The following is a 17,241-nucleotide window of genomic DNA, read 5'->3' on the forward strand; positions in this document are numbered from 1 at the left end:
TGCTAAGGAAACAATATTTGTATCTAATAAATACGCCATGTTCTTTATTTCCGTTTAATCATTTCATCAAAAATCGCTAATTGTTCGGGAGTTAATTCATTTAATGTCCCTGCAACTGCTTCTAATACCATAATTCCGCTACAATGTTTTTTCAATTCCTGGTCCTCCATACTATTAAACTCCTCAATAGGTAAGTTTTGCTGAAATAGGTTACATAACTCTTGAACCATTTCCTCTGCATTTAGTTCTTCCTTAAATAAAGGACGTTCTTCCATCAAAATATTTACGATTTTCTCGATTCTTGTTTTCATAGATTCTTGTTGATTTTCAGTTAATAGCATAATATTTCCTCCATTTAAACAATCATTTATTCATATTTTATCAAATTTTTAACGGTTACTTGTTATCCTCGCTTTCACCCATAGAAAACAATCTGGCGTTGCTGGATCATGGGATGATTTCGCCCAATTTAGAACGAATTTTCAATGGTTTCAACCGCCAATTCATCCCGCATTTATGCAACGCCAACAATCTATTATGCAAAAACCGCAACTCTGATATCCGGTTTCTGCATAGCTATGCAAATTTCGTAACAAGCTATACGAATTGTTATGAAAATTCACCTTAACTTAACAATATCGAAATTGTTACAACCACCAAGCGGAAACTACTAACAGTTATTTCCTCAAAGTGGCAAGTACAGAACCGATAAGAACACGGATACACAATTAATTAAGTCCTGTTCCCCAGAAAACAGCCCATGACAGAAACAGCAACTACCACCGAAAAACTCAATAAATTCGAGAAATTCAAAGCTGAAAAAGACGGACTTGCAGTTAAAGACGAAATAGAAAATTTTGCCCACATCGGTTGGGAAGCAATGGACGAAAACGACCTCAACCATCGCCTAAAATGGTTAGGTGTATTCTTCCGTCCAGTGACTCCCGGTAAATTTATGATGCGGATGCGTTTACCTAACGGTATTCTCACCAGCAATCAAATGTCTGCTTTAGCGGAAGTGGTACAGCGTTACGGTGAAAATGGCAGCGCCGATATTACCACCAGACAGAATATACAACTACGCGGGATCAATATTGAAGATATTCCAGATATCTTTAATAAATTTCACAAAGTTGGGTTAACCACCATTCAATCCGGGATGGATAACGTCCGCAATATTACAGGTGATCCCGTAGCAGGTTTGGATGCTGATGAGTTGTATGATACCAGGGAATTGGTGCAGCAAATCCAAGATATGCTTACTAACAGCGGTGAAGGTAATCCAGAATTCAGCAATCTTCCCCGCAAATTTAATATTGCAATTACCGGAGGAAGGGATAATTCAGTTCACGCAGAAATTAACGATTTAGCCTTTATTCCCGCTTTTTGGGGAAATCCAGATCAAGTACCAATATTTGGTTTTAACGTCATTGTCGGCGGCTTATTTTCAGCAAAACGTTGTGAAGCTGCTATTCCTCTAAATGTTTGGGTATCTCCTACAGAAGTTGTCTCATTATGCCAAGTCATTGTTGAGATTTTCCGAAATCATGGCTTACGCGCAAATAGACAAAAAGCCCGTTTAATGTGGCTACTTGATGAATGGGGTATAGAAAAATTTCGCGCTGAAGTAGAAAAGCGTTTTGGTAAATCATTATTACCCGCAGCAGCCAAAGATGAAATTGACTGGGAAAAGCGTGATCACGTGGGGATATATCAACAAAAACAACCTGGATTGAACTACGCAGGTCTAAATATACCCGTCGGGAGATTGTATGCTGATGATATGTTTGAAATTGCCCGATTAGCCGAAGTTTATGGAAGTGGAGAAATCCGGTTTACGGTAGAGCAAAATATCATTATTCCCAATATTCCCGATACCAGTTTAACAACATTTTTCACAGAACCAATATTAGACAAATTTGCAGTTAATCCTGGTTTATTAATGCGATCATTAGTATCCTGCACTGGCGCACAATTTTGCAACTTTGCATTAATAGAAACCAAAAATCGCGCCTTAGCAATGATTAAATCATTGGAATCTGAATTAATTTTATCTCATCCCGTGCGAATTCATTGGACAGGATGTCCTAATTCTTGTGGACAACCCCAAGTAGCAGATATTGGCTTAATGGGAACTAAAGTTCGTAAAAATGGACAAATGGCAGAAGGTGTGGATATTTACATGGGTGGCAAAGTTGGGAAAGACGCACATTTAGGAACTTGTGTACAAAAAAGTATTCCCTGTGAAGACTTGCAACCTGTCTTAAGAGATTTACTCATTCAGAAATTTGGCGCAAAAATTAGGGAACAAGCTTTAATTTCCCATTAAATCAAGCGCCACAATCCAGACATAATCGCAAATCATAATTAAACCTGACTAAGAGTTAACAATGAGCAATATTTCTCGCAGAAAATTTATTATTACCTCAAGCGTAGCAGCAGCAACTTCTATCTTGGTACACGGTTGTTCATCCAGTAACTCTAAGTCAGCTACAACAGATAGTGCTGCTTCGTCTAATACAAAACTGGCTAACAATTCCACAGTTACTAATGCCCCAAAAGTAGAAACAACCACAGCCAAATTAGGATTTATTGCTTTAACAGATTCTGCACCCTTAATTATTGCTAAAGAAAAAGGCTTCTTTGCTAAATATGGGATGACAGATGTTGAAGTCAGCAAACAGAAATCTTGGCCAGTCACCCGCGATAACTTAAAAATTGGCTCATCTGGTGGTGGTATTGATGGCGCACATATTCTTACACCCATGCCCTATCTTCTGACCATAAATGATAAAGTACCAATGTATCTTTTGGCGCGGTTAAATATCAATGGTCAAGCCATTTCAGTTGCTGAAAAATTCAAAGATTTGAAAGTTGGTTTACAAAGTAAATCACTTAAAGAGTCGGTAAATAAAGCCAAAGCTGATAAAAAATCCATCAAAGTTGCCATGACTTTTCCCGGTGGTACTCACGATTTATGGATGCGTTATTGGTTAGCTGCTGGCGGTATTAATCCTGATCAAGATGTAATTTTGGAAGCAGTACCACCACCACAAATGGTGGCAAATATGAAAGTTGGGACTGTTGATGCTTTTTGTGTAGGTGAACCTTGGAACGCTCAATTGGTCAGCCAAAAATTAGGTTATACAGCTTTATCTACAGGTGAATTATGGAATAATCATCCAGAAAAAGCCTTTGCAATGCGTAAAGATTGGGTTGATAAAAATCCAAATGCTACACAAGCATTGTTAATGGCAATTATGGAAGCACAACAATGGTGTGATCAGGCAGAAAATAAAGAAGAAATGTGTAAAATCTGCGCTGATAGAAAATACTTTAATGTTGCGGCATCTGACATTTTAGAACGGGCTAAAGGTAATATTGACTATGGTGATGGACGCAAGGAGAAAAACTCCGCATATCGGATGAAGTATTGGGCTGATAATGCTTCCTATCCCTATAAGAGTCATGATACTTGGTTTTTAACTGAAGAAATTCGTTGGGGTTATTTACCTAAAGATACCAAGGTGAAGGAAATAGTTGAGCAGGTAAATAGAGAAGATTTATGGAAACAAGCTGCTAAGGCTTTGGGTGTAGCTGCTGCGGAAATTCCAGCCAGTTCTTCTCGTGGTGTAGAAACATTTTTTGATGGTGTGAAGTTCGATCCAGAAAAACCAGAGGAATATTTAAAGAGTTTGCAAATTAAGAAGGTGTAATTGTAGGTTGGGTTAAGCGACAGCGCCACCCAACAATATCTACTAGATTAATGAGACTTTTGAGGCTCACGCAGAGACGCAGAGAAGAGCAAGAAAAGAGATTTTTAATAATTTACTTAGGAGAAATAAATGGCTGCTATTGTGGGAAGTCGTAGAATTATTAGTAAACAGCAGAAGGCTATTAATAAATTTTTGATCAATAAGGTTCTACCGCCGCTGTTTGGATTATTTATTTTTTTGATGTTGTGGGAATTACTTTGTTTAATTCCGGGTTTTCAATTACCTGGTCCGATAGAAACAATTCGTGAAACTTGGGACCCTTTTGTTATTCATCCTTTTTTCGATAATGGTGACAGTGATAAGGGTTTAGGTTGGCAGATATTGACCAGTTTAGGACGGGTTGCTTTAGGTTTTTCTCTAGCAGCAGTTGTAGGGGTTGCTTTAGGAATATTAATTGGCTCTAATACATTTCTGTATAATGCTGTAGACCCGATTTTTCAGGTATTAAGAACTATCCCTCCTTTAGCTTGGTTGCCAATTTCTTTAGCAGCTTTTCAACAAGCTAACCCATCGGCAATTTTCGTAATTTTCATTACTTCGATTTGGCCGATTGTGATTAATACAACTGTGGGTGTGCAGAATATTCCCCAAGATTATGTAAATGTGGCTCGTGTTTTGCGTTTGCGTAAGGAAAATTATTTCTTAAAAATTGTGTTTCCGGCAACTGTTCCTTATATTTTCACGGGTTTGAGAATTGGTATCGGTTTATCTTGGTTGGCAATTGTCGCAGCAGAAATGTTAGTTGGTGGTGTGGGTATTGGTTCTTTTATTTGGGATGCTTATAACACAACTACAGAAACTAATTTGAGTGAGATTATTATCGCGTTAGTATATGTCGGTTTGGTGGGATTAGTTTTAGATAGAATGGTGGCTTTTGTTGCCCAAAAGGTTGTCACAACAGAACAAAAATAATTTGTAATAGTTCCTCCGGCACGCTACGTAAACGTAATTCATTATTCCAAGATCCCCGACTTAGCACATCAATTCATAATTTAATCACACCCTCAAAAAGAAGTCGGGGATCTGAATTATTCCTAATCACCAATCACGCATTACCCATGAATACTTTTTTAGAAATTGACCATGTAGACCGAATATTTAACCTACCCGATGGTGGTAAATATATCGCCTTAAAAAATATTGAGTTGAAAATATCCCAAGGTGAATTCATTTCTTTAATTGGACATTCTGGTTGTGGTAAATCCACTTTACTCAACATTATTGCCGGGTTAGATCAAGCCAGTATTGGTGGAGTGACGTTGGAAGGTCGGGAAGTGAGAGAACCAGGCCCAGATAGAATGGTGGTTTTTCAAAATTACTCGTTGCTTCCTTGGTTCACTGTACGGGAAAACATCGCTTTGGCTGTGGATGAAGTACATCAAAATCTACCTAAGGGAGAACGTCGAGGAATTATAGAAGAACATATCGATATGGTAGGGCTGCGCCGTGCGGCGAATAAGCGTCCTAGTGAGTTATCGGGAGGGATGAAACAGCGAGTGGCGATCGCTCGTGCTTTGGCTACCCGTCCGAAGTTGTTGTTGCTAGATGAGCCTTTTGGCGCTTTGGATGCGCTGACAAGGGGTAATTTGCAAGCGCAATTAATGACTATATGTAATGAACACAGAATTACCTGTGTGATGGTGACACATGATGTCGATGAGGCGCTATTGTTGAGCGATCGCATCGTTATGCTCACCAACGGACCAGAAGCACACATTGGACAAATCCTCGAAGTTCCTATCCCCCGTCCCCGTCAACGTTTGGAAGTAGTTAACAATCCCTGTTACTACAACTTGCGGAATCAAATAATCTACTTCCTCAACCAACAAAAACAAGCAAAAAAACGCCAAAAACAACCCACAGCACCAGCAATTATTTCCAACAATAACTTAGAAAAAGTTCATTTAGAAATTGGCTATATTCCCCTCACCCAAGCCGCGCCCTTAATAGTTGCGAAAGAAAAAGGTTTCTTTGCTGAATACGGTTTAGAAGTCAACCTCAACCCTGAAACTAGCTGGAAAGACATAGCCAAAGGTGTAGCAACTAGCAAACTTGATGCCGCCCAAATGGTCGCAGGTATGCCCCTAGCCATGACTTTAGGTGCAGGAGGTAAAAATGCGGTGTCAATGGTGACAGCCATGACCCTCTCCCGCAATGGTAGCGCCATCACCTTCAGCAAAGAACTACTCAACGCTGGGGTCAAAAACCTAGCAGACTTTCAAACCACCATCAACGCTGACTTAGACAAAACCCACACCTTGGGAATTGTCCATCCTGCATCCATGCAAAACCTGTTATTGCGCTATTGGTTAGCAGAGTCTGGAATTCAACCTGATGTAGATGTCAGTTTGATGGTAATTCCACCAGAAGAGATGCTAACCGCCCTCCAAGACGGGAAAATAGATGGTTACTGTGTTGGTGAACCTTGGAACTCTCACGCAGTTGATCAAAATGTGGGTTTTATCACCGCTATTACATCAGAACTTTGGAATGGACATCCAGACAAAGTATTAGGAGTACGAGAAGATTGGGCGCAGGAAAATCCCCAAACACATTTAGCTTTAGTAAAAGCCCTATTAGCAGCTTGTGAATACTGCGACGATATTCGCAACCGGGAAGAAGTTATCACATTAATTTCTCAACCTGACTATCTTGGTAGTAATTCTCTCCTTCTTCGTCCAGGTTTAATAGATACTTACAAGCATAATCATCATCAACAAACCCAAACTTCCCATCAGTTTTATTTCAATAAAGCTAACTATCCCGACCGTAACGAAATGCTATGGATTTTAACCCAACTAGCCCGTTGGGGTTTAGTAGCTTTCCCGAAAAACTGGGTAGAAGTAATTGATAGAGTTTGTCGTCCAGATATATTTGGTGCAGCCGCAAGAGAAAGAGGCATTTTAGATATTGGACGGGAAGAACCAATTCAATTATTTGATGGCAAAGTTTTTAATCCTTCAGAACCAATAGAGTATCTAAAAAGTTTGGAAATCAAACGTCAACTTCGGGTTGAAGAAGTATTTATTTCGTAGGGGCGAAGCATTCGGGCGATAAATTCTCGGTTTTTACCAAAGACTGTTCTCCGAATGCTTCGCCCTTACATTAGTCATTGGTCAAAGTAACATAATAAACTCCCAATTATTCATTACTAATTACCCATTACCAAAAAATCATGACAACATTAAATTTCCATAACAAAACCCAAAGCCAACAATTACGAACTCAGAAAAAAGAAGACTTTTTAGTAATTGAAGGTGTTAATAAAATTTATCCCACCTCCGAAGGGCCTTACACCGTACTAGATGACATTAACCTCAAAGTACGTGAAGGTGAATTTATTTGTTTGATTGGACATTCCGGCTGTGGAAAATCAACACTCCTGAACATGGTTTCTGGGTTTAATAAACCTACCAACGGTGTTGTCTGGTTACAAGGTCAACCCATCACCGAACCAGGTCCAGACCGAATGATGGTATTTCAAAACTATTGTTTACTACCTTGGTTAAACGTTTTTGATAACGTTTACCTAGCTGTTGATTCTGTATTTCCCAAAAAAAGCCAAGCTGAAAAACGGGCAATAGTCAGAGAACATTTAGCAATGGTAGGACTAACAGAAGCAGCCCAAAAGAAACCGAGTCAAATTTCTGGAGGGATGAAACAACGAGTAGCGATCGCTCGTGCTTTAGCCATCCGTCCCCAACTCCTCATTTTAGACGAACCCTTCGGCGCTTTAGATGCCATCACCAAAGAAGAATTACAGGAAGAACTACTGCAAATTTGGTCAGAACATCAAGTCACAGTTTTAATGATTACCCATGACATTGATGAAGCACTTTTCTTAGCAGACAAATTAGTCATGATGACAAACGGCCCTGCGGCAAATATTGGCGAAGTTTTAGAAATACCCTTCTCTCGTCCTCGCAACCGTCGTCGCATCATGGAAAATCCAGAATATTACAACCTGCGAAACTACGCCCTAGACTTTCTCTATCGTCGTTGCGCTCATGTTGATGAGTAATTGGCATAATTCGTAATTGGGAAAAAGCCACAGGAAATGGGGAAAAATTACCCGTTTCCTACCTCAATAAGTAAGTATGGCTACGCTATGCAAGCTATTATAAATCAACAGGAAACTTTAAATGCTAAAAGGATTATTTTCATTAAAAGGCCGTTATCGGATTTTACATCAGACTTGGTTTGCTTTCTTTCTCACCTTTGTCTGTTGGTTTAACTTTGCGCCCTTCGCTACCACAATTGGTAAAGAATTAAATTTATTACCTGAACAAATTAAAACTTTAGGTATCTGTAATTTAGCTTTAACAATTCCGGCCCGCATCATTATCGGAATGTTACTGGATAAATTTGGCCCCAGAATTACCTATTCCCTGTTATTGATGTTTGCTGTTATTCCCTGTTTAGCAACAGCATTAGCCCAAGACTTTAACCAACTAGTTATAAGTCGCTTATTAATGGGAATAGTCGGTTCTGGATTTGTTGTTGGTATCCGCATGGTAGCGGAATGGTTTCCTCCCAAAGAAATGGGAATTGCTCAAGGTATTTATGGCGGTTGGGGCAACTTTGGAGCATTTGGAGCAGAATTTGCTTTACCAACAATTGCAATTGCAACCAGCTTTTTAGGTGGTGGTGGTTCTAACTGGAGATTAACAATCGCCTTAACAGGAATTATAGCCGGAATTTATGGCGTAATCTACTACAACAGCGTTCAAGATACACCCATTGGTAAAGTTTATAAAAAACCCAAGAAAAATGGCTCTTTAGAAGTAACATCGATCAAAAGCTTTTGGGCGATGATTGTTTCTAACTTCGGGTTAATTTTCGCATTAGGCTTATTAGCTTGGCGTTTAGAACAAAAAAATATTCACTTCCTTACACTCAGTCAGATGTATATAGCTTGGTTGGCATTAGCAGGATTATTTGCTTACCAAAGTTATCAAGCTTACCAAGTCAATAAAGAATTACTAACTGGACAAAAAACATACCCTGCAAATCAACGTTATCAATTTGGTCAAGTAGCATTACTAGAATTTACCTATATTACCAACTTTGGTTCAGAACTTGCAGTCGTTTCCATGCTACCTTCCTTCTTTGAAAAAACCTTTGGTTTAGAACACGTAGTAGCCGGAATGATCGCCGCAACCTATCCCTTCTTAAACCTAGTTTCTCGTCCTAGTGGAGGTTTAATTTCTGATAAATTAAAATCTCGTAAATGGACAATGACAATTGTTTCCGCTGGGATTGCTTTTGGCTATTTGATGGCGCACTTCATTAACAAAGATTGGCCTATCCCCTTAGCAATTGCTGCAACAATGTTTGCTGCTTACTTTGCTCAAGCAGGTTGTGGTGCAACTTACGGAATAGTCCCATTAATCAAAAAAGAAGCAACTGGACAAATAGCAGGAAACGTTGGCGCTTACGGCAACTTTGGTGGCGTAGTTTATCTCACAATATACAGCTTAACTGACCCATCAACCCTATTTGCCACAATGGGTATAGCGGCAATGATTTGCTCATTTATGTGTGCATTCTTCCTTAAAGAACCAAAAGATTCATTTGCATCTGATAATGAAAGCGAAGAAGAAACAATTAATCATCAACCAGCATTAATAACTGAAGAATAATTTTCTCACACAGAGGCACAAAGGTAAGAACACAAAGAAATTTTGAAAATCACACATCCTTCCTCATTCTCTCTGCGCCTCTGCGTCTCTGCGTGAAATAAAAAAATTATAAATACCATGAATGAATTCACAAAAACACTTTGTCCTTATTGCGGTGTTGGTTGCGGTTTAGAAGTTTCCCCACCAGCCCAACATGGAAAAGCCACAAATCGAGATAGTGAAGGAACTCCAACTTGGCGGGTACGTGGTGATAAATCACATCCATCTAGTCAAGGAATGGTATGCGTTAAAGGTGCCACTATTGCTGAATCTTTAGATAAAAATAGATTGAATTATCCAATGATGCGCGATTCTTTAAAACAAGAATTTCGTCGCGTTAGTTGGGATGAAGCCTTTGATAAAATTACCCAACGGATTCAAACATTACGCTTAAATGGTGATGAAACAGATTCTATCTGTATGTATGGTTCTGGACAATTTCAAACTGAAGATTATTATCTTGCTCAAAAATTACTCAAAGGTTGTTTAGGTACTAATAATTTTGATGCTAATTCCCGTCTTTGTATGTCTAGTGCAGTGTCTGGGTACATTCAAAGTTTTGGTGCTGATGGGCCTCCTTGCTGTTATGAAGATTTGGAATTAACTGATTGTGCATTTTTAATTGGCACAAATACAGCAGAATGTCACCCGATTATTTTTAACCGTTTGGCAAAATATCATAAAAAAAATCGTCATGTGAAAATGGTAGTTGTTGATCCTCGTCGCACTCCCACCGCAGAAGCAGCAGATTTACATTTAGCTATTCGTCCTGGTACAGATATTGATTTGTTAAATGGGATTGCTCATTTATTAATGCGCTGGAATTACATTGATACATTATTCATGGATGATTGTACAAGCAATTTTCCAGCTTATGCCGAAGTAATTCGCCATTATTCGCCGGATGTGGTAGCTAGTCGATGTGGTATTAGTATTGCAGATTTAGAAACTGCTGCTAAATATTGGGGAAAATCAAAATCTGTACTTTCTTTATGGTCGATGGGTGTCAATCAATCTACAGAAGGTACGGCTAAAGTTAGAACTATTATTAATTTACATTTAATGACGGGGCAAATAGGTAAACCTGGTGCTGGCCCTTTTTCTCTCACTGGTCAACCTAACGCAATGGGAGGACGGGAAGCGGGAGGTTTAGCGCATTTGTTGCCGGGTTATCGTCTGGTAAAAAATGAACAACATCGCACAGAAGTTGAAGATTTTTGGGGTTTAGAAAGAGGTAAAATTTCACCTGTTGCTGGTTTAACAGCTTGGGATATGATTACTGGTTTGGAATCTGGAAATGTGGGTTTATTGTGGATAGCTGCCACTAATCCCGCTGTGAGTATGCCAGATTTAGAACGCACTAAAAAAGCATTGTTAAAATCGCCTTTTACTATATATCAAGATGCTTATTATCCTACGGAAACATCAGCTTATGCTCATGTTTTATTACCTGCGGCGCAGTGGGGCGAAAAAACTGGGATAATGACTAATTCAGAAAGAAGAGTAACTCTGTGTTCAGCTTTTCGTGAACCACCAAGGGAAGCAAAACCAGATTGGGAAATTTTTGCAGAAGTGGGACGACGCTTGGGTTTTGAGGATAAGTTCGCTTTTAATAATTCTGCGGAAGTTTATGCGGAGTTTGTACAATTAACTCGTCACCGTCCTTGTGATATGTCAGGTTTGAGTCACCAAAAATTACAAGTACAAGGACCGACTCAATGGCCACACCCAAAAGAGGAGGCAGGGACGCGGAGAGGCAGGGACGCGGGGAAACGTCTTTACACGGATTTACGTTTTCATACCCCTGATGGACGCGCTAGGTTTGGCGCATATTATTCAAAAGGACTCGCAGAACCACCTGATCCCAATTATCCTTTTGTATTAACTACTGGGCGACTTTACGGACATTGGCACACACAAACGCGCACGGGTAGAATTGAGAAAATTCGCCAAATGCACCCGGAACCGTTTATTGAGATTCATCCCCGTGATGCTGCGACGTTGGGAATTATTGATCATCAGTGGTTAGAAGTGCGATCGCGTCGTGGTAAAACTAAGTTTCCTGCTAAAGTCACAAAAGCTATTTCTCCTGGTACTGTTTTTGTCCCCATGCACTGGGGTAAGCTATGGGCTGATGATGCTGAAGCCAATAATCTCACCCATTCAGAATCTTGTCCTGATTCCCTCCAACCAGAATTAAAAGCTTGTGCTGTGCAGCTAGTCCCAATTTTTGTAGAATCTACAGCCAAAAATTATCAGCTTCAGTCCTCACAATGGTAAGCTTCTAAGTAAATTCCTCAAGAGTGAATTGCCAATAGAGTCAATAATCTATAGTTACAATTATTTTTTTTGATTCTTGACTTGGAGAAATAAGCACCTGAATGCCTGTTTTTATATTGACTTTTGTCAGTTAAACCTGCTTAAGTCTGATTACCAAAAAAGCAATTGTCTCAATGAGGGTTTATTTTTGAATGTTGATTGAAGCATGGGACACTACTAATGAAGAGATTATTTAAGCAAATTAAAGCCTTGACCAGCGATGATAACTTCATGCACTTCATTGAAAACATCGAAGTGGTAGTTTCTAAGATTCTCTCTATTTTGATGGTGCTGGTAATTTTTGTGGCTATTGCAGATTTGAGTATTTTTCTGGTTAAAGAGTTATTCGATGCACCTTACGGTAAATTTAATACCATTTTATTTAAGGTATTTGGTTTATTTTTAAATGTTCTAATTGCTTTAGAAATTTTAGAAAATATCACAGCTTATCTAAAAAAACACGTTTTTCAGGTTGAGTTAGTAATTGTTACCTCCTTAATTGCTATCGCCCGAAAAATTATTATTCTGGATTTAGAAAAAGTAACAGGAATTGATATTATAGGATTAGGAATTGCTATACTTGCTCTCTCGATTAGTTATTTAATAATTCGTTCTAGCAAATCCCATAATAGAGATTAGCTAATTACCAGATGAGGTTTAAAATATCAAATTTTATATGATAACCGAATTTTTTGAATTTGAAGCAGATTTTGTTGACGCTCTCCGTTGCATACCGATGCAGGTACGTTGTAAGTTAGATACCTGTGGGATAAAACTCAAATTGTCTGATTGGAATCAGATAACTTTATCACAACGTACCACTTTAGTTGAATTACCCTGCTCAACAGAAACAGAGATTGAATTTTACCAAGAGTATCTACAAAAATTAATTTTAGAACATACAGGCAAACCAGCTAGTAAATTACCAATTGAGCCTCATCCCCCTTGGATGGATTCTACAACTGTACCACCTAGCGTTCAGGAAAAAGCACAAGAAATAGGTGTTACCATCACGTTACAACAGTGGGAAATGTTAACTCCATTACAACGGTTTGCTCTGCTTAAACTTAGTCGTCCCGGACATGAAAACAAAAACTTTCCCAACGCAATGGCAGAATTTAATCTGATTTAGTCAGTGGTCAGTGGTAAAACTACCATAAATTGACATCTGTTGCTGGATTAGCGTGAATTTGGCATTTTGTATTTTTAATTGGAGCAAAGCGACGGTTGCTGAAGTTATAGTGTATTTATCAATGGTGCTGCTGTTCATAAGGCTAAGGTTAAGTCTACTAACCAAACATTTTCAAAATTTGTTCAGACACACTCACTAACTCGATGACAGGCAAAAACGCAAGACATAATGCATTTCTGCGGCTAGTGTCTAGTAATGAAGTAGCTTCCAGGCCAGAATCTCGCTACTCGCTGCTTCCCAATCAAGAGATGGTCATTGGACGCGACCCCAGCTGCCAAGTTGTCTTGGATGCCATGATGTACAGGATGGTGTCTCGTCGTCATGCAGTAGTTCGTCCCCTCTCGTTATCACCAGATAAGAGGTTCAGCTGGGTTATTTGCGATTTAAACAGTGCCAATGGCACTTTTTTAAATGGTCAACTTTTGCAAGGTTCTCAGGAATTACACCAGGGAGATCACATTTCTTTGGGTGCTGATGGTCCGCAATTCATTTTTGAGTATGAATTCATACCTCAACCCACAGTCATGACCGCTAATCAAGGTACAGTAATAGCCTCTGCCAAAAACAAGCAACTGCAATCACCGCATGACTCAGTTAGTTTCACACAGCTATTTCCAATTATTTCCACGGGAAAAGATTTAACTCGCAAGGCCTACCTTGTACCGGGAATATTAACAGTTATCTTCGTAGTGTTAATGTTCGGTACTGTAGGCAATCCCCAAGCAAATCAAGTAATTGTAGGGTCTTATATCGCCTCTGCTGCTTATTACTTTGTTTACCGACTTTGCGGTAAACAGAAGCCTTGGTGGGTACTCATTGCTATGGCATTGAGTACAATGCTAATTTTGCTCAGTCCTTTATTAGATTTTTTTATCTTTGTATTTCGCGTGATTTTGCCTGGTAGTCTACCCTTATCTCAAGATTCGATTACCTTCACAGAATTACTGGTGCGAATGTTTTTTGGCGCTGGGTTGATGGAAGAATTTCTCAAGGCATTACCAGTATTAGCTGCATATTTCATAGGTAACTCATTGCCATCACCCTGGCGGGAACGTATAGGAGTTTGGGAACCACTAGATGGTATTCTCTTGGGAACTGCTTCTGCTGTGGGTTTTACCTTGCTGGAAACTCTTGGTCAATATGTGCCTGTAATTACCCAAAATGTCACCCAACAAGCAGGAGTGGGTGCTGGTCAACTGGTGGGTTTGCAGCTACTGATTCCCAGAATTTTAGGTTCTGTCGCTGGACACATGGCTTACAGCGGATATTTGGGCTATTTTATCGGGTTGGCCGTCCTCAAGCCTTTAATGGGTTGGCAGATTCTCTCGGTTGGTTATTTAAGTGCCTCCGCCCTCCATGCCTTATGGAATGCTACGGGTTCTATTAATGCCCTGCTGTTGGTAGTTGTGGGTGTTTTATCTTATGCCTTTTTGATGGCGGCAATTCTCAAAGCACGGGTATTATCACCAACACGAGCGCAAAATTTCGCTACTCGCTTTCTTGAACCCAAATAAAACATTTATCAGTTCTCAGTTATCAGTGCCTTTATCAGTGCCTTCTGTGTCCTGTTATCCACACTATTTAATTACTTTTCTATGCCTTAGGATAGATGTCTCAATCGTTGCGATCAGTCTATATATTAGTCTATGCTGAAGGGAATATGAGTAAAAAATGAAAGTTCAGCAAAAGATTTTAAGACACAGAACAACCGTGCCGCCATCGAAAATAATTACTGCTTCCTTTTAATACCCTCCCATTCATGAGGGCTGAAATTTAAGATTCTTCTTGTAAGCTGGAGATTTCTTTGAAGGCATAATGTGCGATCGCTAAACTGACTTTTGCCTGTTCTATTTCCGATAAACCTGTCCACTCTCGATTTTCAATATTGCTGATTATAGATGCCAGATTTTGTTGTTGGTTACTTCGCATGGAGTATGCAAAAGGACGGGCTAGAACTAGTAAGTCGTCTGTTCCCCAATTTGGCAGCAAAGCTTGAACACATTCTACTAGTTTTTCACTGGCAGACTGTTCTAAATTGATAATTTCCGATGCTTTTTGAGCGATCGCATTCAGCCAACTTGAGGGAACAGAGGCAGCAAAAGCACTATCTAAAGATGCTTTTAGACTTTTAGATGGCTGTTCATCATGGTCAGTTTTAGAATGGTAAACTTGAGACCAAATTTCGTCTAGATTGTGATAAAAATCTTGCGATCGCCCAGTCAGGTCTTCTGCTAGTAAATCCTCACATTCAAACTGCTGCTCTAGTTGATTAAAATAAGCTTCCGATTCTTGATCAGCTAGATTCCATGGATAAGTCGCATCTTCAGGTAGTAGTAGTGCTTCTAATAACTCTAAATCGACTGTCGATGGTAAAAATTGGCAAGTATCTAAACCATTGATTTTATTAATCATGTTTCACCTCACAATTAATTAGCATTAATTAACTCTGTTGACAGCTACAACTGGAAGATTCAAATTTCCGCAAAAACAATTCATTAGTCATTGGTCATTGGTCATTAGTCGTTAGTTAGTAGAAGAAGGCAAAAGGCGGGAGGCAAGAGTTAGAAGGTTATTATCCCCATCTCCCCATCTCCCAATTTCCCAATTTCCCAATTTCCCCAGCTACCGAGTCCCCAGTCCCCAGTCATCCGTCACCTGTCAAGGGGTCTTCAATCATGAACTCCCATGTTTCGCCTTTAGCACTGCCAAACTTTAATTTCATTCCTGATCTCAGAGGTACTTGCTCACGGAGAATTTGTTGCCAACCATTTGGGCTTAGACACCAAGTTGTACCGTAGGTGGAGAAATCTTGCAAGTAATAAGTGGTAACTGATTTAGAACCAGTGAGAATATTACGGCAGAGGATTTCGGCATGGCGTTTGGAAATATATAGTTCGGGGATAACAATATCATTATCTTTCGTGCGACCAATACGGGTAACACCAGAACGCAGTAACCAAGTTTTACCTTCTGATGAAAGCGATCGTAAAGAAGCAATGGGTGCTGGGGAAGTTATACCAGAGATAGCAGTATCGGGTAATTCCGTAATTCCTTCATCAACACTTTTAATCAAGTCACCACGAAAATCCGGATGTAGGTAAAGAACTGGTAATGTCCAAGCTGGTTGATTGAACTTATATATTGTTAACAGTTCTTGCCTAGCAGCAGCTACTGCTTCATCAATTGGTTTACGCGATCGCAATGCTTCTGTAAAAGCTTTAATAAAACTATGACTTTCCTGGTCTGCAATTTCATCCCGCATTGCTAATACTGCAGGTACACCATGACGGATGAGGACTTCTGCTAAACTGCTAGCGGGTATAGCCTGTTGATTAATAGCCGCTGGTTGCGCTCCCCAGCAGGCATTAAACACCCCTAGTTTTACGCCTGTGCGGGTTAATACTTGGGCTAATTCTATGCCATTGAGGGTCATATTTGGTCCCAAAAATAATAAACCACCATCGGGAGCAGGTAATCCATGACCAGCGTAAAAAAAGACATTGTAGGCTTTGGTTTCCAACTCTTGAATTAACTGTTGTGGAGTGGGTTGCAAGAGTGTCTTGACCATACAGGCTGATACAGAATTTTTACCAGACGGACTACATTCTGACAAGATTTTTTCCAGAATAGCAGCTTCTGTTTCCAATTCTAGGTTGTCATCATGTCCCAAAACCAACAAGACATTTAAAGCCGCGTCTGTTCGCAAATTTGGCAGGGGTTCAACTTCACTGGTAGTCCGACTAAATAAAATATCTTGGGAAAGAGATATTGCTGATTGGCCGGGTTCGCGCTGCATAATTTCCCAAGGTAGAGCAATCAGATCAGGGTCACGAATTTCCAAGCGAAAACGCAACCGTTTATTCTGACCCATAGCCATACCGCGACTACGTTCCAGACTACCAAGAATTTGTCCATCGAATACCCAGCGCCATAAACTAATGCCCAGATATTGCATCAACCGACTACTGTAGGGACTTGTAGTTTGACCGACTAGGGGTGAACTAAAATCAATTGGTAATGTATTTACTCCTGGTGATGTTGAGACCAAAGCAATATCGAGGGGACTATGACCAGCAAACATTTGCTGCCATTCTTGCCAAATTTGACCGAGTTCAGGAGAAAAAACACAGTCACGCAAAACATAACCACTAGGATAGGGAGCTTTAACCACCCAAATAGCGAAGTTATCAGTGCCAGTATTTACCAGACGAGCGATCGCCACATTCAGGCAGGACATGGATTTGTGGAAACTAAACTTTAAAAAGCAGTAATT

Annotated in this window: 13 protein-coding genes; 10 read left to right on the forward strand and 3 right to left on the reverse strand. The window is 39.7% G+C overall.

Annotated elements, in window-relative coordinates; genetic code table 11:
* Positions 1 to 44: 44 nt before the first annotated feature.
* Entirely contained in the window at positions 45 to 341 is a 297-nt protein-coding gene (locus H6G06_RS10495) for a hypothetical protein (protein WP_190559741.1), read from the reverse strand.
* Positions 342 to 760: 419 nt separating this feature from the next.
* On the opposite strand from H6G06_RS10495, the gene H6G06_RS10500 reads away from it, so the two are divergent.
* The 10 genes from H6G06_RS10500 to H6G06_RS10545 all read left to right on the forward strand — a co-directional run bounded on the left by H6G06_RS10500 (position 761) and on the right by H6G06_RS10545 (position 14,482).
* Entirely contained in the window at positions 761 to 2,329 is a 1,569-nt protein-coding gene (locus H6G06_RS10500) for a ferredoxin--nitrite reductase (RefSeq protein WP_190559743.1), read from the forward strand.
* A 61-nt stretch (positions 2,330 to 2,390) separates the two neighbouring features.
* Entirely contained in the window at positions 2,391 to 3,716 is a 1,326-nt protein-coding gene (locus H6G06_RS10505) for a CmpA/NrtA family ABC transporter substrate-binding protein (protein ID WP_190559746.1), read from the forward strand.
* A gap of 129 nt (positions 3,717 to 3,845) precedes the next feature.
* Positions 3,846 to 4,688 carry a nitrate ABC transporter permease gene (gene ntrB, locus H6G06_RS10510; protein ID WP_190559748.1) on the forward strand — a complete coding sequence of 281 codons (843 nt, stop codon included), beginning with the start codon at positions 3,846 to 3,848 and terminating at the stop codon, positions 4,686 to 4,688.
* Between the two features lie 146 nt (positions 4,689 to 4,834).
* The gene (locus H6G06_RS10515; RefSeq protein WP_190559750.1) at positions 4,835 to 6,811 is read left to right on the forward strand and encodes an ABC transporter ATP-binding/substrate-binding protein; all 1,977 of its coding nucleotides are present in this window, start codon (positions 4,835 to 4,837) and stop codon (positions 6,809 to 6,811) included.
* Between the two features lie 140 nt (positions 6,812 to 6,951).
* Entirely contained in the window at positions 6,952 to 7,797 is an 846-nt protein-coding gene (locus tag H6G06_RS10520; RefSeq protein ID WP_190559752.1) for a nitrate ABC transporter ATP-binding protein, read from the forward strand.
* Positions 7,798 to 7,918: 121 nt separating this feature from the next.
* Positions 7,919 to 9,418, forward strand: a complete 1,500-nt coding sequence (locus tag H6G06_RS10525) for a NarK family nitrate/nitrite MFS transporter (RefSeq protein ID WP_190559754.1) — start codon at positions 7,919 to 7,921, stop codon at positions 9,416 to 9,418.
* Between the two features lie 117 nt (positions 9,419 to 9,535).
* Complete coding sequence (locus H6G06_RS10530; protein ID WP_190559756.1) at positions 9,536 to 11,737, forward strand: molybdopterin oxidoreductase family protein; 2,202 nt, start codon at positions 9,536 to 9,538, stop codon at positions 11,735 to 11,737.
* 219 nt (positions 11,738 to 11,956) lie between these two features.
* A complete protein-coding gene (locus H6G06_RS10535; protein WP_190559757.1) occupies positions 11,957 to 12,415 on the forward strand; it encodes a phosphate-starvation-inducible PsiE family protein in 459 nt (152 codons plus the stop codon).
* A 40-nt stretch (positions 12,416 to 12,455) separates the two neighbouring features.
* The gene (locus H6G06_RS10540) at positions 12,456 to 12,908 is read left to right on the forward strand and encodes a nitrate reductase associated protein (RefSeq protein WP_190559870.1); all 453 of its coding nucleotides are present in this window, start codon (positions 12,456 to 12,458) and stop codon (positions 12,906 to 12,908) included.
* Between the two features lie 203 nt (positions 12,909 to 13,111).
* Positions 13,112 to 14,482, forward strand: coding sequence for a PrsW family glutamic-type intramembrane protease (locus tag H6G06_RS10545; RefSeq protein ID WP_190559759.1), 1,371 nt, complete (start codon positions 13,112 to 13,114; stop codon positions 14,480 to 14,482).
* Positions 14,483 to 14,741: 259 nt separating this feature from the next.
* Here H6G06_RS10545 and H6G06_RS10550 read toward each other — a convergent pair whose 3' ends face one another.
* Together H6G06_RS10550 and H6G06_RS10555 are read right to left on the reverse strand one after the other, a co-directional pair.
* A complete protein-coding gene (locus tag H6G06_RS10550) occupies positions 14,742 to 15,380 on the reverse strand; it encodes a hypothetical protein (protein ID WP_190559761.1) in 639 nt (212 codons plus the stop codon).
* 232 nt (positions 15,381 to 15,612) lie between these two features.
* Positions 15,613 to 17,205: a CHAT domain-containing protein gene (locus H6G06_RS10555; RefSeq protein ID WP_190559763.1), complete on the reverse strand. Its 1,593-nt coding sequence runs from the start codon at positions 17,203 to 17,205 to the stop codon at positions 15,613 to 15,615.
* Positions 17,206 to 17,241 lie beyond the last annotated feature (36 nt).

The organism is Anabaena sphaerica FACHB-251 (assembly GCF_014696825.1).
GTDB lineage: Bacteria > Cyanobacteriota > Cyanobacteriia > Cyanobacteriales > Nostocaceae > RDYJ01.